This is a genomic window from Gottschalkiaceae bacterium SANA, from assembly GCA_036323355.1.
Taxonomy (GTDB): domain Bacteria; phylum Bacillota; class Clostridia; order Tissierellales; family GPF-1; genus GPF-1.
The window spans coordinates 253,898-275,199 of the sequence record AP028876.1; the positions used below are offsets into that span (position 1 = coordinate 253,898).

At 42.7% G+C, this 21,302-nt stretch carries 21 protein-coding genes; 17 read left to right on the forward strand and 4 right to left on the reverse strand.

Features of this window, described 5'->3' with window-relative positions:
* Positions 1 to 5 precede the first annotated feature (5 nt).
* Positions 6 to 1,751, forward strand: coding sequence for a diguanylate cyclase domain-containing protein (locus AC25CA_RS01240; RefSeq protein ID WP_486815222.1), 1,746 nt, complete (start codon positions 6 to 8; stop codon positions 1,749 to 1,751).
* Positions 1,752 to 1,860: 109 nt separating this feature from the next.
* On the opposite strand, the gene AC25CA_RS01245 is transcribed toward AC25CA_RS01240, so the two are convergent.
* Positions 1,861 to 2,907, reverse strand: a complete 1,047-nt coding sequence (locus AC25CA_RS01245) for a PTS sugar transporter subunit IIC (protein WP_486815223.1) — start codon at positions 2,905 to 2,907, stop codon at positions 1,861 to 1,863.
* A 142-nt stretch (positions 2,908 to 3,049) separates the two neighbouring features.
* On the opposite strand from AC25CA_RS01245, the gene AC25CA_RS01250 reads away from it, so the two are divergent.
* From AC25CA_RS01250 to AC25CA_RS01295, 10 genes are all read left to right on the forward strand, one after another.
* Entirely contained in the window at positions 3,050 to 3,433 is a 384-nt protein-coding gene (locus tag AC25CA_RS01250; RefSeq protein WP_486815224.1) for a VOC family protein, read from the forward strand.
* Between the two features lie 157 nt (positions 3,434 to 3,590).
* Complete coding sequence (locus AC25CA_RS01255) at positions 3,591 to 3,929, forward strand: zinc ribbon domain-containing protein YjdM (protein ID WP_486815225.1); 339 nt, start codon at positions 3,591 to 3,593, stop codon at positions 3,927 to 3,929.
* 121 nt (positions 3,930 to 4,050) lie between these two features.
* On the forward strand, positions 4,051 to 4,932 hold the full coding sequence (locus tag AC25CA_RS01260) for a VIT1/CCC1 transporter family protein (RefSeq protein WP_486815226.1): 882 nt from the start codon (positions 4,051 to 4,053) through the stop codon (positions 4,930 to 4,932).
* 167 nt (positions 4,933 to 5,099) lie between these two features.
* Entirely contained in the window at positions 5,100 to 6,083 is a 984-nt protein-coding gene (locus tag AC25CA_RS01265; RefSeq protein WP_486815227.1) for an NAD(P)-dependent alcohol dehydrogenase, read from the forward strand.
* 121 nt (positions 6,084 to 6,204) lie between these two features.
* Positions 6,205 to 6,702 carry a sigma-70 family RNA polymerase sigma factor gene (locus AC25CA_RS01270; protein ID WP_486815228.1) on the forward strand — a complete coding sequence of 166 codons (498 nt, stop codon included), beginning with the start codon at positions 6,205 to 6,207 and terminating at the stop codon, positions 6,700 to 6,702.
* On the forward strand, positions 6,702 to 7,532 hold the full coding sequence (locus tag AC25CA_RS01275; RefSeq protein ID WP_486815229.1) for a DUF3298 and DUF4163 domain-containing protein: 831 nt from the start codon (positions 6,702 to 6,704) through the stop codon (positions 7,530 to 7,532). Before AC25CA_RS01270 ends, AC25CA_RS01275 begins: the two co-directional genes overlap by 1 nt.
* 74 nt (positions 7,533 to 7,606) lie before the next feature.
* Positions 7,607 to 8,038, forward strand: coding sequence for a GNAT family N-acetyltransferase (locus tag AC25CA_RS01280; protein WP_486815230.1), 432 nt, complete (start codon positions 7,607 to 7,609; stop codon positions 8,036 to 8,038).
* Positions 8,039 to 8,174: 136 nt separating this feature from the next.
* Positions 8,175 to 8,519, forward strand: coding sequence for an ArsR/SmtB family transcription factor (locus AC25CA_RS01285; RefSeq protein ID WP_486815231.1), 345 nt, complete (start codon positions 8,175 to 8,177; stop codon positions 8,517 to 8,519).
* 10 nt (positions 8,520 to 8,529) lie between these two features.
* Positions 8,530 to 10,872: a heavy metal translocating P-type ATPase gene (locus AC25CA_RS01290; RefSeq protein WP_486815232.1), complete on the forward strand. Its 2,343-nt coding sequence runs from the start codon at positions 8,530 to 8,532 to the stop codon at positions 10,870 to 10,872.
* 16 nt (positions 10,873 to 10,888) lie between these two features.
* The gene (locus AC25CA_RS01295; protein WP_486815233.1) at positions 10,889 to 11,269 is read left to right on the forward strand and encodes an ACT domain-containing protein; all 381 of its coding nucleotides are present in this window, start codon (positions 10,889 to 10,891) and stop codon (positions 11,267 to 11,269) included.
* Positions 11,270 to 11,321: 52 nt separating this feature from the next.
* On the opposite strand, the gene AC25CA_RS01300 is transcribed toward AC25CA_RS01295, so the two are convergent.
* The 3 genes from AC25CA_RS01300 to AC25CA_RS01310 are packed head-to-tail and all read right to left on the reverse strand — an operon-like array spanning position 11,322 to position 14,091.
* Positions 11,322 to 11,972 (reverse strand): YczE/YyaS/YitT family protein, encoded by a 651-nt coding sequence (locus AC25CA_RS01300; protein ID WP_486815234.1) that lies wholly within the window; start codon positions 11,970 to 11,972, stop codon positions 11,322 to 11,324.
* 19 nt (positions 11,973 to 11,991) lie between these two features.
* Positions 11,992 to 12,642 (reverse strand): YczE/YyaS/YitT family protein, encoded by a 651-nt coding sequence (locus tag AC25CA_RS01305; RefSeq protein ID WP_486815235.1) that lies wholly within the window; start codon positions 12,640 to 12,642, stop codon positions 11,992 to 11,994.
* A gap of 30 nt (positions 12,643 to 12,672) precedes the next feature.
* The gene (locus AC25CA_RS01310; RefSeq protein ID WP_486815236.1) at positions 12,673 to 14,091 is read right to left on the reverse strand and encodes an MFS transporter; all 1,419 of its coding nucleotides are present in this window, start codon (positions 14,089 to 14,091) and stop codon (positions 12,673 to 12,675) included.
* A 575-nt stretch (positions 14,092 to 14,666) separates the two neighbouring features.
* Between AC25CA_RS01310 and abc-f (AC25CA_RS01315) the strand changes: the two genes are divergently transcribed.
* The 6 genes from abc-f (AC25CA_RS01315) to AC25CA_RS01340 all read left to right on the forward strand — a co-directional run bounded on the left by abc-f (AC25CA_RS01315) (position 14,667) and on the right by AC25CA_RS01340 (position 21,288).
* Positions 14,667 to 16,271, forward strand: coding sequence for a ribosomal protection-like ABC-F family protein (abc-f, locus tag AC25CA_RS01315; protein WP_486815237.1), 1,605 nt, complete (start codon positions 14,667 to 14,669; stop codon positions 16,269 to 16,271).
* Between the two features lie 96 nt (positions 16,272 to 16,367).
* Positions 16,368 to 17,654, forward strand: a complete 1,287-nt coding sequence (locus AC25CA_RS01320; protein ID WP_486815238.1) for a hypothetical protein — start codon at positions 16,368 to 16,370, stop codon at positions 17,652 to 17,654.
* Positions 17,641 to 18,345, forward strand: a complete 705-nt coding sequence (locus AC25CA_RS01325) for a DUF6320 domain-containing protein (RefSeq protein ID WP_486815239.1) — start codon at positions 17,641 to 17,643, stop codon at positions 18,343 to 18,345. Before AC25CA_RS01320 ends, AC25CA_RS01325 begins: the two co-directional genes overlap by 14 nt.
* 78 nt (positions 18,346 to 18,423) lie before the next feature.
* Positions 18,424 to 18,915, forward strand: coding sequence for a peptide deformylase (locus tag AC25CA_RS01330; RefSeq protein WP_486815240.1), 492 nt, complete (start codon positions 18,424 to 18,426; stop codon positions 18,913 to 18,915).
* Positions 18,916 to 19,091: 176 nt separating this feature from the next.
* Positions 19,092 to 20,750, forward strand: coding sequence for a ribosomal protection-like ABC-F family protein (gene abc-f, locus AC25CA_RS01335; protein ID WP_486815241.1), 1,659 nt, complete (start codon positions 19,092 to 19,094; stop codon positions 20,748 to 20,750).
* Positions 20,737 to 21,288, forward strand: coding sequence for a GNAT family N-acetyltransferase (locus AC25CA_RS01340; protein WP_486815242.1), 552 nt, complete (start codon positions 20,737 to 20,739; stop codon positions 21,286 to 21,288). Before abc-f (AC25CA_RS01335) ends, AC25CA_RS01340 begins: the two co-directional genes overlap by 14 nt.
* Positions 21,289 to 21,302 lie beyond the last annotated feature (14 nt).

Consider the following 21,302-nt stretch of genomic DNA (forward strand, 5'->3'; position numbering starts at 1 on the left):
ATCAGATGAAACGACTAGGCTTTTCACGACAGTTGATCATTTTATTGACCGTTTTAGTGGTGATATGCACCTTTTTGACAGGTTTGGTCGCATATCGAGTTTCTTCAGATTCAAATTGGGATTTGACCGTTCAGAATTTGCAAAGATTGACTGACTCGACGGTGGACTTGATTGATGCTTCTGTTAATGCATCTATGCGCAATCATTTACGAGCTACCGTAGAGAAGGATGTTGAGCTGATTTCTTATTACCATGAGCAGGTTGAAGCTGGGAATAAAACCCTTGAATCAGCACAGGCGGAAGTGATTCATTTATTAAATTCACAAACGGTTGGTCACTCGGGGTATACGTATGTGCTTAACTCAGTAGGCGACTTGGTGGGGCACCCTATTTTGATGGGGACGAATATTGCAGAGTTTGCATTTGTTCAAGATCAGATGGATCGGAAAGAGGGGGCTCTCGAGTATGAATGGAAGAATCCGTCTGACCCCGTGCCGAAGAAAAAAGTGGCTTACATGATGTATTTTGAGCCCTGGGACTATATTGTTACGGTATCTTCCTACGAGAAAGATTTAATTGATTTGATTCATGTTGATGATTTTGAAGCCAATATTTTGTCTATTGAAATTGGGGAGAAAGGTTATACTTATGTTATGAATTCTCGTGGAGAATTAATCATTCATCCAGATAGAAAAGGCGAGAGTCTGTATGATCGTAAAGATGCGAATGGTCGATATTTTATTCAAGATATGATTCGTAGGAAGAATGGTCGCATTATTTATCCTTGGGAGAATGTGTCTGAGGGACGTTTTCAGGAAAAGATGGTTATCTTTCGCTACTATGAACCGTTGGATTGGTATGTATGTAGTGGGGTGACGATCGAGGAGATTCAGCGTCCGTTAGGCATTTTACAAAACCGTTTACTGGTCGTTTTGGGTATTGCTTTTTTGCTGGCGTTGCTAGCGGCACTTATTATTTCGCGGATCATTGTAAGACCGATTCGATCTTTGATTGGTGCGATGGAGTCTGTTATTGATGGAGATTATGAATGGACCTTGCCTCTTGGACGCAAGGATGTTATGGGACGATTAACGGAAATATTTCAACGGATGATTTTGACGATTCGCGTAAGCCTGGATGAATCGGAAGCGGCGAAAAAGATGTTGGAAGATTCGAATCGTTCATTGGAGCGGAAAGTGCAGGAAAGAACTCGAGAGCTCGAATTACTTTCTAATCAGGATGGACTAACAAAACTATTCAATAGAAGAAAATTGGATGAACATTTGAGCAAGCTCGAGCAAGGTGACTTGGAGTGGTCCGTGCTGATGATTGATATTGATGAGTTCAAAAAATACAATGATACCTATGGCCATGTGGCTGGAGATGAATGCTTGAAGCGTGTTGCTCAAGCGATACAAGGCTGTATGCGACTCAGCACTGATTTTGTTGCACGATATGGAGGAGAAGAATTTTGCGTGGTGATGGAAGGTGTAGATACAAAGCAGACAGAGCAATTGACAATCCGTATACTTCGGGCGGTAGAAAAGTTGAACATACCAAATAAGGAAGCGATCAATAAGAGTATTATTACAGTTAGTGTTGGAGCGGCTTTGGCAAAGAACTTCCGGGGAAAGTCGGAAAAAGCTGTTGTGGAGGCTGCCGATCAAGCTCTTTATTCAGCAAAAGAGGCGGGGCGGAACCGTGCTTTTCTATGGACAGAGTCTGGGAGTGTGTGGATTAAGAATTATTGAAAGTGATGATCTGACTAGTTCGCTTTCTGTAGTGCGTATCGGTACAGCAAATAGAATATCTATAAATAGCCAGCCTGCTTTTGTCAATAAAAGCAGGCTGGTTTGGTTCTTATGACAGGTTTAGTTTTAGATCGTTATTTTGTATAGCGCCCGTATTTCTTAATGCTTTGGCAATGAATAAGGTGATCACTATGGGCAGGATAAAGTGAAGTAAAAGGATGGGGCCGTAGAGGTTGATGCCGCTTCTTCCAGCTGCTTCCATAGCTTCTATGCTTCCGAATTGGCCGACCAAACCACTTGTACCCATGCCGGACCCGATGGGTGTATTCTCCATTTTGAAGACCGTTGTTGACAGTGGCCCAAGAATAGCAGATGCAAGGATGGATGGGATCCAGATCTTCCAATTGCGAACGATATTGGGAATTTGTAGCATGGAAGTACCCAAGCCCTGGGCAAAGACTCCGTTCCAACCGTTTTCTTGAAAACTGATGGCTGCGAATCCAATCATTTGACAACAGCAGCCTACTGTAGCAGCACCAGCGGCAAGACCCTTAAGCCCAAGCATAATGCCGATGGCGGCACTGCTAATGGGAAGGGTTAGAGCGATGCCCATGAGTACGGAGATGATCAAGCCCATGGGAATGGGCTGAAGTTCTGTAGCATATACAATCATTTGGCCAAATTTTGTCATAAAGGCGTTGATACCAGGACCGACGAGGGTTCCTACTAAGGAGCCGATCAAGATGGTAACGGATGGTGTAATAATGATATCAAGTTTTGTTTCCTTGGAAATAAGTTTTCCGCATTCTGTGCCTACGAGGCTGGCAAGAAAGGCACCAACGGGTCCGCCAAGCGCAGCACCAGCAGCACCGGGAATGATGGAGGCGAAAAGAACCAAAGGCGGAGCCTGTAAACCGTAGGCGACAGCGACGGCAATCGCCGGTCCGGTCATGGATTTTGCTAGAGGCCAAAGGGTTTCGCTTAGAAAGGGAATTCCTAGTTTTAGACCAATCATATTGAGGATGCTGCCGACGATCAAGGATGCAAAGAGACCGTAGGCCATAAATCCCAAAGCATCAATTAAATAACGCTTCACACTGATTTCTACATTCTTTTTGACTAAAAAGCTTTTTAAATTTTCCAAATTTCTTCTCACTCTCCAATTAACCTAACATAAATGAATAATTATCCTGAGATGCTTATGATTATAACATAGGAGACAAATCCATGGAAGAGGGAATATTGAAATAATTCCGCATAGAGAATATAGTGGTATCAAGGAATGAATGGAGGAAAATATGCGAATTTCAGGAATCGATCATATGGTGATTACAACAGAGAACGCAGAGGTATGCATTGCATTTTATACAGAGATTTTAGGAATGGAATTGGATTGTAGCAAAGGTAGAATTGCATTTCGTTTTGGCAATCAAAAGATCAATGTGCATCGGCGAAAAGCAGAATATTTGCCTGCTTCCAAGAATCCGACGGTGGGAAGTGTGGACCTGTGTATAATCGCGGAGGGTTCAATAGAAGAGATTCAAACCGAGCTAAAAAACAAGGGTGCTGTATTGGAAACTGGCATTGTCTTCAGAAATGGAGCAAAGGGGAAAATGAGTTCCATTTATTTGCGGGATCCGGATGGTAATTTGATTGAAATTGGTGTTTATCCTGAAGGGTAAGAAAGAGATGAGAAGAAAAGCAAGGAGGCTGTCAGAGAATAAAGACAAAGCCCTTCCTTATAAAAAAAGGATTCATTGAGCTTCTCTGAATTATGTGATAGGATACAAATCGATGAATAAAGTTGCATATTGAGATGCAGTGATGGAGGAATGGAAAATGAGTTTACCAAATTGTCCGAAGTGTAATTCGGAATATACCTATGAAGATGGAAACCTATTAGTTTGCCCAGAGTGCGCCCATGAATGGTCTGCCCTTGCAGTCGAAGCTGAGGAAGAGACTGAAAAAGTTTATCGCGATGCCAATGGCAATGTTTTGCAGGATGGCGATACGGTTGTGATGATCAAAGATCTGAAGGTGAAAGGTTCATCTAACGCATTGAAAAAAGGAACCAAGGTGAAAAATATCCGCTTGGTTGATGGCGACCATGACATTGATTGCAAGATCGATGGATTTGGCGCAATGGGTTTGAAATCGGAGTTTGTAAAGAAGATATAAATGGAGTTTATAGAATACAAAATAAAGAGGTGCTGATCAGCATCTTTTTTTATTGGGAAGAATTGGGTATGTACTAGATAGGAATGGAAACGAGAAGCTTGCAGAGGAGAGGGGTAGACTTATGGAAGAAAGAAAAGTAATTGACCCGGATATCATGAAACGATTATTGCGTGAACAAGGAGATGAAATTACAGCCCATCATATTTATTTAGATATTGCAAAACTTGTTAAGGAAGAGGAAAACAAAGAAATTATTCAGCGGATTGCTGTCAATGAGAAAAAACACTATGAATGGTTGAAAATTCTGACGGGCAGGGACGTGAAAATGAACCGGTGGAAACGATTCTTTTACGTTTGGGTGATTCGCATCTTTGGATTGACCTTTGGAATTAAGCTACTAGAAAAAGATGAAATACGAGAGATGCAAGATTTTAAGGAGTTGGGTGAGGAATTTCCTGGATTTGATGAGATCTTATTGAATGGAGAGCAGCGGGAGCAGGAATTAATCGATATGATTGATGAGGATCGACTCCGCTATATGGGATCGGTGGTATTGGGGCTCAATGACGCTTTGATTGAATTAACCGGTGCATTAGCTGGTTATACCTTTGCTTTTCAAAACACAAAGTTGATTGCGGTCACTGGTTTGATTACAGGAATCAGTGGTTCCCTATCCATGATTGCTAGTCAATATCTTTCTTCTCGCCAGGAGGGCGGGCGAGATGCCGTGAAATCTATGCTTTATACGGGATCTGCTTTTGTACTCACTGTGATTTCCATGGTGTCGCCTTTCTTTATCTTCAAGAATCCCTATATCAGCTTGGCTACAACCTTCGCTGTTGCGATTTTTATTATTTTCATATTTAATTACTATATTTCAGTGGCCAAAGGTTATGTCTTCAAAAAACGCTTCTTTGAAATGGCGGCTATTTCCCTCGGTGTTGCGGGAATTTCATTTATTATTGGCATGATCATCAAGCGCTATATTGGTCTTGATATTTAATTGTATATCGATTTTAACCCAGTTGAATGGATTGCTACCCTTGCGTGAAGGGATTGGACCATAATATCGTCTGATCAAAGGGAACAATCAAAGAACTGGGTTTTTTGATTGTCTGAGATTTAGGGGTATGAGAGTAAAGTGAAATGAATTCAGACTGGAGGAAGAAGATGAAGGCAATTGTTGCGAGTAAATATGGCCCACCCGAGGTTATGAGACTTGAGGACGTGGTAAAACCAACGATTAAACCTGATGAGTTATTAATTCGTATCCATGCAACAACGGTTTCGGCAGGGGATTGCGAACTTCGTCGCTTTGAGATGCCGATTCTTTTCTGGCTACCCCTAAGAATCTTTATGGGGATCCGCAGGCCAAAATATGTTTTAGGAACAGAAGTGGCTGGTGTGGTTAAGCTTGTGGGTGAGCAGGGTTCCCGATTTCAAGTTGGGGATCCAGTAACGGCATTTACCGGATTTCGGTTTGGCGCTTATGCGGAGTATATTAGCTTGCCTGTGGATGGCATGATTATCAAGAAACCGGAAAACATGAGTTTTGAAGAATCTGCAGCTATCCATATAGGCGGATTAAACGCCCTGGGCTTCTTGCGAAAAGCTGGAATCAAGAAGGGAGATTCTGTCTTGATTTATGGCGCATCGGGCAGTATTGGAACCTTTGCTGTGCAAATTGCAAGGATTTTGGGTGCTGAGGTAACGGCGGTTTGCAGCCAAAAGCATCATGAAGTGATTCGATCCATCGGTGCGGATCATATCATCGATTATAAGAAGGAAGACTATGCGGCGCATGAAAAGCGCTATGATTGTGTTTTTGATGCGGTGGGAAAAGACGGTTTGTTTCACGGATTGAAAGTCGTGAAAGCAAAGGGGGTTTATATCCAGGCAAGTCCTAAGTTTTTGCATACGATTCTTGCCCCTTGGATTTCTGTATTTGCCAGAAAGAAAGTTCTGTTGAATCCACCAGGAGAACGGGTGTCCGATTTAGTGGAACTAAAAGGCTTAATCGAAGCCGGTGAACTGCGATCGGTTATGGATCGATCGTATCCTCTTGAGGAGATTGTGGAGGCTCATCGATATGTGGAAGAAGGGCACAAGCAGGGTAACGTTGCGATTCGGGTCATTGATGAAGGAACTGATTAAATGGAAAGGCTTGGGTAAATCAAGTCTTTTTCTTGTTGTAAGAGCTTGTGTGTGATAAATTTTATTTTGTTCAACTTTTTATGGAACTGATGAGTCTAATGGGTGAAAGGGGATAACCTCAATGTCGACAGCAAGGAAGAATCATCTTTTATTAATCGAATATATCAAGACTCATCAAGAGCAGTTTTACCGTATTGCTTATTCTTATGCAAAAAATCAGCAAGATGCCTTGGATATTGTGCAGGCGTCGGTGGAAAAGGCTTTACGTGCCTCAAAGGGAATCAAGGAAGTAAAATATCTCTCTACTTGGTTTACTCGAATACTGATTAATACCAGTATTGATGTTTTGCGAAAACGCAAGCGAGAGGTGCTGAGTGATACCATGGAAGACTGGATTGGCGGGATAAGAGAAGAGCGAGAAGAACACTTGGATCTTTATGACGCCTTGGATCTTTTGCAAGCGGAAGAGAAGACTTTGATGATTCTTCGATATTTCGAGGATCTCAAGTTTCAGGATATTGCTGAAGTGATGGATATGAATATCAATACGGTAAAAACCAAGACCTATTCCATCATAAAAAAACTGAGAATTCAAATGGAATGCGAGGTGGATCGGTAATGACGGAACATAAGAAAAAGTATCAAGACATAAAAATTCCAGAGGAGTTGGATCAAATGATCAATCGAACAATAAAAAAAGAACAAGAGGAAGAAAAACGTAAAAGTAGGAATAAGAGATGGATTGCGGTGGCCGCAGCAGTAGCTGTCTTTATTACACCATTGAATGTCAGTCAGGCATTTGCGGATACAATGGCAGAAATACCAATCATCGGATCAATAGCAAGAGTATTTACTTTTCGCGATTATAGAATTGAGAGTGAAGAGTTGATTGCTGAAGTAACGATACCAGAAGTGGCCGAATTGAATAATCAAGCCTTTGAAGACAAGGTGAATGCTATGATCCAGGAGAAAGTTGATCAGACATTGGCAGATGCCCAAGAGCGTGCGGAAGAATACAAGCAAGCGTACTTGGAAACTGGTGGCACAGAAGAGGGCTACCAAGAGCGTAAGACAGAAGCCAAGGTAGATTATACGATTTATGCGAAAAATGAAGATACCTTGTCTTTTATGCTTTTTTCCTATGATTCCGTTGCTGCGGCATATGCGGAGTATTCGTATTATAACCTTGATGTAAAAAATGACCGAGAGTGGACATTATTGGATTTGCTTGGTAAAAACAATCTCGCCTTAATTACAGAGCAAGTGAAAGAGCAAATGAGCCAACAGGATGATATTGCTTTTTGGGATGAGGTAAATGAGCCCGACTGGAAAGTGCGAGAGGATATCGACTTTTATATCAATAAAGAGGGACGAGTTGTGGTTGTATTTGATAAGTACGAAATTGCGGCTGGTTACTTGGGACGTTTGGAATATGAAATTGTAAAATAGTTAGAAAGGTTTCGCTTTATGCGGAGCCTTTTTTGCTATACTAAGTAATAGAAAGAGCGAGGAGGAGAGCCCTGATGATTCGAGTGATGCAAAAGAAGGATTACGAGCAAGCGATACTCTTATGGAATAAAATAGAAGGGATGGGACTGAGGAAACTCGACGACTCATATGAGGGAATCGAGAGATTTTTGGATCGCAACCCAAAAACATGTTTTGTGGTGGAGGAGGAAAAGCAAGTGGTTGCTACCATTCTTTGTGGCCATGATGGCAGGCGGGCGTTGATTTACCATTTGGCCGTTACAAAAGAGAGACGGGGCAGGGGCTATGGGAAAGCCTTGGTGCGAGCCGTGGAAAATGCTGTAAAAGAAGAAGGCATACATAAAATTGCACTCCTTGTTTTCAAAGACAATCGTCACGGAAATGATTTTTGGACCCTGTTGGGATATCAGATTCGTAAAGACTTGAATTATCGAAATAAGAGTTTAGCGGTTAGCGAGGAAGGTTAGTGGAAAATCTGTGCAAATGCATGGATTTTTTTGTATCTTTTTTTATATCTTTTGTTGACAGGAAATGTGTATCACGTTATACTCTAATTGAACATATGAACAACTATTCATATGAAATGTATCAGGAGGGCTAGACGTGGAATCGAAATGCTGTGTAAATCAAGAAAATGTCGATATCGTAAGAGATGAATTATATGCGGATCATGAAATTGCTGAGATTGCGGATATATTTAAAATATTAGGGGACCCGACGCGGATGCGGATCGTTGCTGCCCTGCAAATTCGGGAATTATGTGTAGGGGATTTAGCGGCTTTAATGGAAATTTCCCAATCGGGTGTGTCACATCAATTGAGACTGCTGAAACAGAAGCGAATCGTAAAAAGCCGACGTGAAGGAAAAACGATGGTGTATTCTTTGGATGATCATCATGTTGTTGATATCATTAAAACCACAGCAAATCATGTGCGTCACGAAGAATAGGGGTGGAAAGATGATTGTATTAAAATTAGAAGGATTAAATTGTGCAGGTTGCGCAGGGAAAATTCAGACCTTGGTTAGCAAGATGGATGATGTGAAGGATGCCAAGGTTAATTTAGCCATGCAAAAAATAGAAATTGAAGCAGTTGAAGATGCAGAGTTATCTGTGATTGAGGAAGCAACCAAGATCGTTTTGGAATTGGAACCCCATGTTAAGGTCTATCCCATAAATAAAAAAAGACAAATCACCTTATACTTAAATGGACTCCACTGTGCAGGATGTGCTGCCAAGATTGAATCAGCGCTTCAAAAGCACGAGAAACTCTCTAATGTTAGCTTCAGCTTTGCCACAAAACGCTTACAGTTTGAAACGACGACGGACAAGCCTATTATTCAGCAGATGATTCAAGCAATTGTAGATCGGATTGAAAAAGGTGTCACGGTTGAAGAGTTGCCAAGTGAAAAGAAAAATGTCATTCACACATTACCAAACGATATTACAGCCGGTGGAGAACTCGTTGTGGAAGCGGAAGAAGCCACTTGGATGAAATTTTATAAGAAGCATGGGAAAACAATTTTGGGTTCAGGATTGCTCTTTGTGGCAGTTGTTATACCCATGCCAAAACTTGCACAGTTGACTGCCTACGCGATAGCATATCTGTTAATTGGCGGGGATATTGTTCTGCGAGCGGTGAAAAATCTGCTTAGAGGGCAATTGTTTGATGAAAACTTTTTGATGACGCTGGCAACAGTGGGTGCATTTGCCTTGGGCGAATACACAGAAGCTGTGGCGGTTATGTTGTTCTATAAGGTTGGTGAAGGATTTCAAGATTATGCTGTGGACCACAGTCGCAGAAGTATTCAATCCTTGCTAAACATTAAGGCGGAATATGCAAACCTATTGGTCGACGGAAGTACAAGAAAGGTAATTCCAGAGGCCTTGTCTCTCGGTGATATCATTTTGATTCGAGCAGGCGAGAAGGTGCCGGTTGACGGAGTCATTATAGATGGGCAGTCCACCATGAATACTTCGGCCCTAACGGGAGAAAGTATGCCGAGACGGGTGGAGAAAGAGGATGAGATTTTAAGCGGAGCCATAAATCTGGATGCTAGTTTGACGGTACGGGTAAGCAAAATCTTTGAGAATTCAACGGTTGCACGGATTCTTGACATGGTAGAAAATGCCACGAGCAAGAAGGCGAAAACCGAACAATTTATTACAAAATTTGCACGGATCTATACACCGATCGTTGTTGTTTCGGCCGTTTTGTTGGCAGTTTTACCACCCTTGATGGGTGGTGGAGATTTTCGGGAATGGGCGTCTCGAGCCTTGATTTTTCTTGTGATTAGTTGTCCATGTGCCCTTGTATTAAGCGTGCCGTTAGGCTTCTTTGGGGGACTGGGCGCGGCAAGTCGAAAGGGGATTTTGTTGAAAGGCGGCAATTATCTGGAAGCCTTGAATACAATCGATACCTTTGTCTTTGATAAGACTGGAACGTTGACAAAAGGGAATTTTGCGGTCCAAAAGACTAGCGGGGAAGAAACGTTGAAACTTGCGGCATTTATGGAAGTGCACTCGACTCACCCCATTGGCCAATCTATTTTAAAGGCTTATGGAGAGGATCAGCTTTTGGAATCGGTTGAAGACGTGAGGGAAATCCCGGGAGAGGGACTGGTTGGTTGCTTTGAAGAAAAGCAATTATTGGTTGGTAATGAGAGATTGATGAAGCGTTATGAGATTCTTCTAGCTGACTCCGAATCGGTGGGAACCATTGTTCATGTTGCTCTGGATGGGGTTTATACAGGTGCGATTCAAATTGCGGATGAGATCAAGCCAGGGATTGAAAATTTGGTGATAAATCTGAAAGCATCTGGGGCGAAGGAAGTCATTATGCTGACTGGGGACCAGAAACAACTTGCTGAAAAGGTAGCTGATACCCTAAAGATCGATCGTGTATTCAGTGAGCTTTTGCCACAAGATAAAATGAACCATGTGGAAGCTTTGATTGCAGAGGGAAGAAAAGTCCTCTTTGTGGGGGATGGAATCAATGATGCACCCGTGCTTGCGCGGGCTGATCTAGGTGTTGCCATGGGTGGTTTGGGGTCCGATGCCGCAATCGAAGCAGCGGATATGGTTTTAATGACCGATGAACCCATGAAACTATTGGAAGCGAAGCGAATTGCCAAAAAAACACGAAGAATTGTTATGCAAAACATCATATTTGCACTTGGAGTCAAGGGTTTCTTCCTTGCTTTGGGTGCCATGGGTGTTGCGACCATGTATGAGGCGATCTTTGCCGATGTAGGCGTTGCTATTATCGCAGTTTTAAATTCCATGAGAGTGATGAAAGTATAGGGAAGAGAGGATCGTTATGAAAATGAATTTGTCAGTATTGAAAGGCAATTACGGAGTCTGTCGTTTATCGCCCGATGAAAGCATACCGTCTTGGGCGACCGCAGGTGAATTCTATACCCTATCGAAGACCCTTGAAGAACTTTCCATCACTTGTGAATTAAGTTTCATTCCTGATGGAATTCAAGTTGAGCTGGGGTGGCGGGTGATGAAGGTAGAAGGTCCCTTGGATTTTGCTTTAATTGGGATTTTGGCTGCATTGAGTGGAACCCTTGCTGATCGAGGTGTCAGCATCTTTGCGATTTCAACCTTTGATACGGATTATCTCTTGGTCAAGGAGAAAGATTATAATAATGCAGTGGAAGCTTTGCGGGATGCGGGGCATATAATTATTGAATAGAAAAACAAAAGCCACCATGCTGAAGTTGGATGCTTCAGTCTGGTGGCTATCTTTATGCCTGTCGTGAACGAAGAAGGAGCATGGTCTGCCCCAGGGTTTCGTGCTCAATGGTTGTGGTATCAAAATGCAAGAGTTGAAAGGTGAGTTGTACGCAAAATCCAATGCCAAAGGCTGCGATTATGGTGCCAAGGCCAACCATTCCTCCTAGTTTCCAGCCGATGATGACGGCAATGATTTCAACGCCGCCGCGGCAGACGCCGATGGGTAATTTGGTCAATCTCGTCAAGGCAACCATCAAACCGTCTCGAGGACCGGCACCAAAGGCAGACCCAATATAAAAGTAAGATCCCAGTGCGATGGTAAAGAGCCCAAGGATCAGCATGAAGACACCGATAGCAAAATGATTGGCGGCGGGAATAAAATCTAGAATCATAATCCAATCCAGGATCATGCCGATTAAAAACATATTTAAAATGGTTCCGATTCCGACTTTTTCACCCAAGAAAATTCCGATCGCGCCGATGACGACACCAGCAAGAATGGAGGCGGTGCCAATGCTGATGCCCAATGTATTGGACATTCCAACATGGAAAACCTCCCATGGTGCATAACCGATTTGAGCTTGTATGGCAAAGACGATTCCAAGGGCGTAAAGCGTGAGTCCAAGGAACAGATTGCATAATCGTTTTATATAGGTGGTCATAAGAATCTCCTTTTGCTGTTTACGTTTCTTGTGAGAAGAGGGTTACAAAGGTATCCTGCAGATTTTCATGTTCAATGGTTGTTGGATCAAATTTCAGCAAATGGAAGGTGGTATGAACAAAAAATCCAATGCTGAAGACTGAAATTACGGTACCTAGGCCGATGAGTCCGCCTAATCGCCAACCGATCAATACGGCAGCTAATTCTACACTGCTTCTGCATATGCCAATGGGCAATTTGGTTATTCGAGTGACGGCAATCATCAAACTGTCTCTGGGACCTGCTCCAAAACCGGATCCAATATAAAAGTAGGAGCCGAGAGAAAAGACGATAATACCGAATAGAAGAATAAAAATACCGACAAATAGATTCTCACTTGTCGGTAGAATGTCTGCACCCAAGATGACATTCATCATGAGACCGATCAAGACCATATTTAAAATGGTACCGATGCCAATCTTTTCACCCAATGCCAGGCTGAGTATGCCGATAATCAAGCCAACGAGTATGGACGCAGTGCCAATTTCAATGTGGATGGTATTGGCCAGGCCGGCATGAAAAACTTCCCAAGGTGAATAGCCGACTTGGGCGGAAATCGTGATGGAAATACCTAAGGCGCAAAGAAAAAGTCCGAAATTCAGTTTGATAAATCGTTTTATAAATATATTCATATGAAGTCCTTTCTATGTTTAATCGATTGGTTAGTGGTCAGCATGTTTTATTTTAATGATAGCTTGCAGGTGGGCAACTGCATTTGCATCCAGAGAATAACTCTGATACGCCTTTGATGCCAATAGCATAGCCAGGATGCTGCCGATAGACAAGAAAATACCAAGAAGAAGGGCAGTGCTTGTTGCTTGCACCGGTAGGGTTGAATCAAAATGTATGATATCCAACACAAATCCAAGAAGTAAAATTGCCATTGATTGAGAAATTTTATAGCCAAAGGTTAGCATGCCGTAATAGATCCCTTCGTTCCGTTCGCCAGTTTGAGCTTCTTGAACATCGACGGTATCTGCAATCATGGATAGCGGCAAAGAGAAGAGGCCGCCGGTTCCAAAGCCGACTGCAATCGCATAGAAGAACAAAAATTGGTAGTGTGGGATGACTTGGTTGCGGAAAAGTGTTGCAATAAATAAAAAGGCGCAACCGATAATTGAAATTTTTAAGCCCAGTTTTACGGCATTGGATTTTTCCATTTTTGCGCCAAGTTTTACCCAGATTGGCTGAGACAGAATGCTTATGGTAAATTGTAAACCAAAGACAACACCGATTTGGAAATTATTTAGCATAAAGGTATAGGTGAATGTGTGAAGGCCAATGGTGCTAATCATTGCCGAACCTAAATTGGTGAATAGATAACCGAGAAGGATGGCGCGATAGTCTTTTTGAGAGAGACAGAAGCGCATGGTTTTTAAGAAGTTTAAGCGCGCTTCTTTATTGGATTCGCTGCTGACTGGCACGGATCGAATGAAACGTTTTGTGCTTAAGTAGGTCGTGGCACCCGTAACAAGCATAATAGTTGTTGTAAGGATTGCAATGCGACTATAGGCTTGCGGATTTAACTGACCGATGGGGAATTCTGGGGTCGGTGCGAAAAAAACAAACATAAAGCCTGCAGAAGCGAATGCAATAGCGATCAAAAAAAATGCGGTTTTGATGGCTTGAACCAAAGACCGGGTGTTGTAATCGTTGCTGAGTTCCGCGCCGAGGGCGGAATAAGGGGTGAAGAAGATGGTGAGAAAGGTTTTGGTTAACAAAACTGAGATCAAAACCACAAGGAATTTTGAGTCCACGCTTCTTGCGGGATCAATGTTCCAGAGAATTAGATTGGTAATGGAAACGGCGATGGTGCCGATCAGTATATAGATGTGGCGATTGCCAAATCGAGACCGTGTATGGTCTGAAAGATAGCCCATAAGGGGATCACTTACGGCGTCCCAGGCGACACTGATAAAAAAGATCAGACCGATTAATCGTCCAGGCATGCCCAGAACTGCAGTTGCGTAAAAAACTAAATAGGAAGTTAGCATTTGTGAAACAAGCCCATAGCCCATATTGCCGGTGCCGTAGGCTGCAATTTCGATAAGATTGGGTTCTTTTATTATTCGTCTAGTCATGATCATGGCTCCTCGTCTGTTGGAGTCTTTTGTTAAATAAAGGCTTTGTTGGTTTTAGTGTACGGGAAAGCATGGTGGAGTGCAATGAGAATTTTCTGTGGAGGTGCGGTTATGGGCCTCGTGGGTATCCGTGTGTTGAAAGTGAAAAGAATTAGTAGACAAAAAGACGGTTGCAATCAATATCCTCTTTATGTAAAAAGTGATAGTTCGTGTCATGATCTGATTTGCAAAATTCAAAAAAATGATTTTGACAAATTTCGCCACTCTCGGTAGAATAGAAGTGAAAATAGGGTTAGGAGAATCAGATGATTTCAATGTTTTTTGCTAGATAAGAGAAATTGAAAAGTGTGGGATTGCCATGGAGTGGACGATGAATATCGGGCCATCTTTTTGTGGTGAAATCACAGAGAAGTAGCAAAAAACGAACTTTCAAGAGGAAAAATTGCATGGAAAATTTCAAAAACACGCAAGATTTGCGTGGCTTTTTGGTTGATTCTTAGCGGCAGGTTGAAAGCATTCGACTTGCGGCTTTTTTTGTTGGTCCCACACAGATAGGAAGGAACGAGGAGGGACGTATGAAAACTATTTTTGCCTGTGATCAAATAAAAATGACAATTGGAGACCGCGTGATCTTAAATGGTATTTCGTTTCAGATCAATGAAGGTGATTGTATTGGAATAGTAGGAGACAATGGGGCTGGAAAGACGACGTTGATGAAGATGATTACGAAAGAACTTGTGCCGGATGCAGGACGAGTGATTTGGCATTGGAAGGATATTCGGATTGGATATCTGCGTCAATCGGTTGAACAGGAGTTAGAAAACTGGGATCAATTGAGTGGAGGAGAGCGAACAAAAAAGAGGCTGATACAGATATGGGAAAGCTCCCCGCAATTGCTTTTGTTGGATGAACCGACGAATCATTTGGATCAAGCGGGGGTGCAGTGGTTGATTCGAGAGTTGAATCGGTTTCAAGGAACGATCATGTTGATCTCTCATGATCGATACTTTTTGGATCAGGTGGTTAATCGAATCATAGAGATTAAAAGGGGAGAATCAGAAGGGTATCGGGGAAACTATAGCCAATATCGAGAGGAAAAGAATCGCCGTTGGGAAAGTCTGAGCCATCAATACCGAGAAGAGGAAAAGGAGAGAATGAAAATTGAACGCGAAATTCGGCAATTGAGAACTTGGTCTGCCAAGGGCCATCGCGATTCGACTAAAAAGGACGGGTTAAAAGAAAAATATCGTACGCGAGCTAAGAAGAAGGACAAGCGGGTGAAAGCGCAGATTTATCGGTTGGAAAAACTCAAAGGTCAAGGCTTGAAAAAACCGGTGGAGGAACAAAAAATTTCATTTGAATTTGCTGCAGAGGCGAGGGGAGGAAAGCGGATCATTGAGGCGAGGGACGTGACAAAACGCTTTGGGGAAAAGATCATCTTTAAGAAGTCTTCTTTCACCATTCTTTCGGGGGAACGGATTGGATTGATTGGTCCCAACGGGTGCGGGAAGACAACGCTGATTCGGAGCCTGCTGGGGGAATTCGATTTGGATGAAGGAAAATTGCATCTAAGTCCATCGGCTAAGGCAGCGGTTCTTCATCAGGATGTATTGGATTTGGAGGAAGAGAAAACGGTATTGGGATTTTTTGATTCGCATGATCGCGAGAGGCGAGGCAAGCTGCAGACCTTGCTTACCAATATGGGTTTTTCCAAGACCATGATGAACCAAAAGCTAGGAAGCTTAAGCTTGGGAGAGAGAACGCGGCTGAAGGTTGCGGAGATGATTGTAAAAGAGAATAACTTGTTGATCTTAGACGAGCCGACCAATCATTTGGACCTACATAGCCGGGAGATGTTGGAAAAAACATTGATGATATATACGGGTACCTTGATTGTGGTGTCCCATGACCGATACTTTCTTGAGAAACTTTGTGAGAAGTTGCTGGTTTTTGAGGATGGTAAGATCCAAAAAATTGAAATGAATTATCGTGAGTATCTGGCACGAACGGAAAAAAACGTGGTAAGGGAGGGCTGTGAGACCGAGGAAAGTCTGAGAATTGAAAATCAGATTGCTGAGGTTTTGTCACGGCTATCTCTGGCCAAGCCTGAGTCAGAAGAATATCGAGCTATGGATGAAGCTTTTCAAAAACTTCTGCGGAAAAAAAGGGAAAGTATTTAAGTCGTTGCAAAGGAGCATGGGGTGGGGTATCGTGTAAGTAGGGGAATTTTGTAAACTTCCTTTAAATGGGGTAAAGTCTGAAACGGAGGATCGATTATGAATACAAATCAATGGTATCGGCTTGATAATGCCGCAAAAATATTTCCAACCATATCGCGAATCGAAAACTCCGCTACCTATCGCTTGGCGATTACGCTAACGGAGGAAATTGATCCTGACTTTTTACAAGAAGCGGTTGATCAAACCTTGACTCGATATCCAACTTTGGCTGTTTGGCTGAGAAGGGGATATTTTTGGTATTTTTTTGAAAACAACGAAAATCAACTTTTGATTGAGAAGGAAACTAGAACTCCTTGCGGCCATATCGATCCCATATTCAATAATGGATACTTGATGAAAGTGTTTTATTATGGAAAGCGAATTTCTGTTGAGACCCACCATTCCCTATCGGATGGTTCGGGAGCTATAGAATTTATTAAAACCCTGACCTACACCTATTTGAAACGTAGCGGAAAAGACGTGGATCCTGGAGATGAAATTCTTTTACCCAATGAAATTCCCAGCCGTTATGAGATGGAGGATAGTTTTCACAAGTATTATCAAGCCTGCGAGAGACAGGCTAAGAAGGAAGAAGACGCCTTTATGATTCAAGGGACCGTGTTCAAACCTTTTGGCAATCATGTTGATACTGGGGTTGTTGATGTGCAGGAGATTCGAAAAATTGCTAAGGATCATGGAGTCACGATTACCACTTTTTTGGTTGCGCGATTGATACGATCCATCTATGAGGAATCGATGCAGTATGGGCTATATACAGAGCCCATTAAAATTGCGGTACCTGTTAATTTGCGCAGTATTTTTCCATCCAAGACCCTGCGAAACTTTTTCTCTGTTGTCCACGTCGTAGTTCGACCCGATGACAGCATGGAGTTTAAGGATATTTTGCAATCAGTTCAAAGACAATTAATCGAAAAAACAAGGAAGGATAGTTTGTATCCGAAAATCGCTGATCATGTAGAATCGGAACGGTTTTTTCTTTCACGGTTTATCCCTTTGGGGTTAAAAAACATGATTTTACGGTTTGCGTATCGCCGATATGGGACTAAAGTGAAGACTGCGACGATTTCAAACTTGGGTCGGATTAGTTTTCCGGATTCAGTCAGTAAATGGGTAGATCGCATGGAAGTGGTGTTTTATCCATCAACGGGCAGTCCTTTGAATTTTGGGATTAGTTCGGTCAACGACAAAATGAGTATATCCATATCCCGCTGTATTGTGGAACCTGGAATTACAAAGAGATTCTTTCGGAGTTTAGTGAAAGAAGACGGTGCTCATGTGATCATTTATTCCAATGAGTGGGAGGCTTTCCATGAAAACTTGTAAACGTTGCAGCGTGGAATTGGATGAGGCCTTAAGTCGTTGTCCCTTGTGTCAGCAACCGGTAGAGGGAGAGGTTATTGGAGAAAGAACCTATCCGCTTTATGGGCAGCGCAATGAAAAGGGAGAATTGATCGAAGATCACGATCATAAGGCGCGTCATCGTAAAAAACGTCTTCAAAACAACTTTATTTTTATCACAATTTTGTTGTTGAGTGTGACTGTTGTGATGAATGCCATGACCTTTAACGGGGACTATTGGGGTGTGTATATTATTAGCTCCGTATTATATCTTTGGTTTTCAGTCAAGCATACGATTCTTTCGAACAATCGTGCTTGTCGCAAGATACTTTTGCAGGCTATGGCTCTATCTGTATTCTTAGCCGTGATTGATGTGATGATTCCAGAGATTCATAGCCTGATTGACTATGGAATCCCATTGGTGTTGGCTGCGTCAGTGGGTGTTGAAGGATTGTTGTTGCATTTTCGAAAGTCGCGTTGGAAGTCCTATGTGAGAGATTTCTTTGTGATGGATTTACTTGGTTATTTGCCGATCCTTTTATTTATTGTTGGGATTATTGATGTCTTGTGGCCGAGTGTAGTTGCGGCCTTGGTGTCGTTTTTAACCTTGTCGAGCCAGTTTGCTTTTTCCTTTAAACGATTTAAGGACGAATTGAGAAGATTGTTGCACCATTAATGATGGAGAAGGAGACATGATGAAGACGATTGGAATGATTGGCGGCATGAGTTGGGAGTCGTCATTGGAGGTTGAGTAATGGCAAAGCGTGAGATTTTGATTCTTGGCAATGAAAAGCTCTATGAAATTAGCAGACCACTTTCTATAGTCGCACGTGAAGAGATGGAGGGTGTTGCTGAGGATTTAGAAGATACCCTAGAGACTTTTCGGCTAGAGAAGGGGTTTGGCCGTGCCATAGCAGCACCGCAGATTGGGGCATCCGTGCGCATGATATTCATGAAACTCGATGAAGTGAAAAAAGTCTTTATCAATCCATGCATGGAAGTCTTGGATGAGGAGACCTTTGAACTCTGGGACGACTGTATGAGTTTTCCGGGGCTCGAAGTGAAGGTCTTGCGATATCGGTCGATTTGTGTGACTTATCGCGATTTGGACTGGAAGATTCAGTCGGAGGTCTTTGAAGGTGATTTATCTGAACTATTTCAGCATGAATTTGATCATTTGAATGGTGTTTTGGCCGTGCAACGAGCCGTCGATATGCAAGCGTTTCGGATGAAATCAGCAGAGTAGGCGTTTTAGTTTGTGTCGCGTTTTCAATAGGGTTTGATGATTTTACGTAAAAAGAAAGTGTAGTTTTGTTGGCGCTTTCTTTTTTGTTACATAAATGGTTGTACAAAACGAATGGTGGATGATGAAGAAGACTTTTGGTCCTAGAAAATCGAAGCGGATAGGCTAAGGAGATCGATATGATTGTACAATTAAAAGAGGTATCAAAAAGCTTTGGTGCGACGAGCGTACTGAGAGAAATGAATATGACGATCGCCAAGGGTGAGAAGATTGGGATCGTTGGCGCTAATGGGGCGGGGAAAACAACGATCTTTCATTTAATTACGGGAAAACTGTCTCATGATTCGGGTCAGGTGATGGCCAATCGAAAACTGAGTTATGGGATAGTCTCGCAGGTGAGCGATGTAAACCCGGAAAACACAGTAGTCGAGGAGTGCCGAATAGCGTTCTTTCGAGCCTTAGAAGCGGAAAAGGAAATGAAGCGTCTTGAACGAGCAATGGCAGACCAAAGAGTCTATTCCGATGAAATTAAGCTTTCTCAGGTTATGGAGCAACATGAAGAGATGCTTGTGACTTACACGGAAGCTGGTGGATTTGAGATGGAAGGTCGAATCATTGGGGTGCTGAGGGGCTTGGGGTTTAAGGAGTCTTGTTGGGAAAATAGAACCGATACCTTAAGTGGTGGAGAAAAAACGAAACTTACCTTGGCAAAGCTTTTGTTGTCACGTCCCGATCTGCTCTTGCTGGATGAACCAACAAATCATCTGGATTTTCGCGCCCTAGCGTGGCTAGAAAATTTCATTCGAGAGTATGAGGGAACCATCGCACTCATTTCTCATGACCGTTACTTTTTAAATGCCTGTGTGAAAATTATCTATGAGATTGAACGAGGGACAGCAATTCGATATGCTGGTAATTACACTTATTTTGTGAAACAGCGAGGCGCAAATCGCGCTCAATACCGCAAACAATATGTCGCGCAGCAACGCGAGATCAAGAGGCTTGAAACCTATGTGGAAAAGAATATCGCGCGGGCTTCTACCTCTCGCATGGCAAAGAGTCGAAGAAAATCTCTAGAAAAAATAGAGCGGTTGGAATCACCCTTAGGGGATCTAAGGAAAATGAGTTTAGCCTTCGAGATGGAAAAGAAATCTCGTGAAAATGTACTTGTCTTTGAGGATGGTGTTATTACGGTAGGGGATGAGGATGTGCGTATTCCCTTGTTGTCAAATGTCAATTTTCATTTGAAGCAAGGCGAACGGATGGCGGTAATTGGAGAAAATGGAATTGGGAAATCAACCCTATTGAAAACCCTAGTGGGAGACCACCCTTTGGATGGCGGGTCATTTACCTGGGGAGAAGATACAGAAGTCGGGTATTACGACCAAGAGCATGTCGCCCTGAATGGAAAAAATACGATATTCGAGGAATTGTTGCAGATGGTTCCCGGTATTTCACTACAAAAGGTGCGAACCCTTCTGGGACAATTGTTGTTTCCTCAGGATGAGGCCTTTAAGAAGATCAGCGCCCTAAGCGGGGGAGAAAAATCCCGTGTTGTTTTGGCGAAGCTGGTATTGAGTCGCGGCAATGTCCTTTTGCTCGATGAACCGACCAACCACTTGGATCTACCGAGCAAGGCGATTCTTGAGAAAGCCCTTCGGGATTACCAGGGAACCCTGCTTTTTGTGTCCCATGATCGATACTTTATCAATCGAGTAGCAACTCGTGTAATGGTTCTAACCAAGTCGGGGATTGAAGTTCATCAGGGGAATTATGATCGATATCTGGAGAAGACTGGGCAAAGCGAGAACAGGGAGAAGAAAAATGGAAAGAGATAAAGGCATTCAAATTAAAGAAATTACCAATGAGAATTTGCATGGAGGGTTATTGAAGGGGTTTGATCGAACCCAAAGTGTTGAAAAAGTTTGGCGCATAATCGATGGGAAAAAGCAGGTTGTAGCCTGCGCTTTTACGGAGTCTTGGAATGAGCGATTGTTAAGGGATATTATTTTTGGCGATTTCGCAGAAGCGATGGAGTTTGGCGGCAAGGTGTTTTTGGCTTATGAAGAGGATCGTTTGCTGGGTTTTGCCACCCTTGGCGGAGAACCCTTGGGGCTTGACGGGGAGTATCTTCAGTTAATTCAATTGCATGTATCTTTTTCTGAGCGGGGGAAAGGCGTCGGCAAGAAATTATTCTTCCGTTGCATGCAAGAAGCAAAAGAGATGGGAGCGAAAAAGGTCTATATTTCCAGCCATTCTTCGGTTGAGACCCAGGCTTTTTACGCAAGTGCAGGTTGTGTGGATGCGAAATGGATCTTTGAAGCACAGGTTGAACACGAGCCTTATGATATTCAATTGGAGTATCCAATTCAATAGGTCGGTGGAATGAA

Bases quoted from the DNA above. Each gene is read 5' to 3' on its own strand.
- AC25CA_RS01240 (WP_486815222.1), top strand. From the start codon at position 6: ATGAAACGACTAGGCTTTTCACGACAGTTGATCATTTTATTGACCGTT.
- AC25CA_RS01250 (WP_486815224.1), top strand. From the start codon at position 3,050: ATGCGAATTTCAGGAATCGATCATATGGTGATTACAACAGAGAACGCA.
- AC25CA_RS01255 (WP_486815225.1), top strand. From the start codon at position 3,591: ATGAGTTTACCAAATTGTCCGAAGTGTAATTCGGAATATACCTATGAA.
- AC25CA_RS01260 (WP_486815226.1), top strand. From the start codon at position 4,051: ATGGAAGAAAGAAAAGTAATTGACCCGGATATCATGAAACGATTATTG.
- AC25CA_RS01265 (WP_486815227.1), top strand. From the start codon at position 5,100: ATGAAGGCAATTGTTGCGAGTAAATATGGCCCACCCGAGGTTATGAGA.
- AC25CA_RS01270 (WP_486815228.1), top strand. From the start codon at position 6,205: ATGTCGACAGCAAGGAAGAATCATCTTTTATTAATCGAATATATCAAG.
- AC25CA_RS01275 (WP_486815229.1), top strand. From the start codon at position 6,702: ATGACGGAACATAAGAAAAAGTATCAAGACATAAAAATTCCAGAGGAG.
- AC25CA_RS01280 (WP_486815230.1), top strand. From the start codon at position 7,607: ATGATTCGAGTGATGCAAAAGAAGGATTACGAGCAAGCGATACTCTTA.
- AC25CA_RS01290 (WP_486815232.1), top strand. From the start codon at position 8,530: ATGATTGTATTAAAATTAGAAGGATTAAATTGTGCAGGTTGCGCAGGG.
- AC25CA_RS01295 (WP_486815233.1), top strand. From the start codon at position 10,889: ATGAAAATGAATTTGTCAGTATTGAAAGGCAATTACGGAGTCTGTCGT.
- AC25CA_RS01300 (WP_486815234.1), bottom strand. From the start codon at position 11,972: ATGACCACCTATATAAAACGATTATGCAATCTGTTCCTTGGACTCACG.
- AC25CA_RS01305 (WP_486815235.1), bottom strand. From the start codon at position 12,642: ATGAATATATTTATAAAACGATTTATCAAACTGAATTTCGGACTTTTT.
- AC25CA_RS01310 (WP_486815236.1), bottom strand. From the start codon at position 14,091: ATGACTAGACGAATAATAAAAGAACCCAATCTTATCGAAATTGCAGCC.
- abc-f (WP_486815237.1), top strand. From the start codon at position 14,667: ATGAAAACTATTTTTGCCTGTGATCAAATAAAAATGACAATTGGAGAC.
- AC25CA_RS01320 (WP_486815238.1), top strand. From the start codon at position 16,368: ATGAATACAAATCAATGGTATCGGCTTGATAATGCCGCAAAAATATTT.
- AC25CA_RS01325 (WP_486815239.1), top strand. From the start codon at position 17,641: ATGAAAACTTGTAAACGTTGCAGCGTGGAATTGGATGAGGCCTTAAGT.
- AC25CA_RS01330 (WP_486815240.1), top strand. From the start codon at position 18,424: ATGGCAAAGCGTGAGATTTTGATTCTTGGCAATGAAAAGCTCTATGAA.
- abc-f (WP_486815241.1), top strand. From the start codon at position 19,092: ATGATTGTACAATTAAAAGAGGTATCAAAAAGCTTTGGTGCGACGAGC.
- AC25CA_RS01340 (WP_486815242.1), top strand. From the start codon at position 20,737: ATGGAAAGAGATAAAGGCATTCAAATTAAAGAAATTACCAATGAGAAT.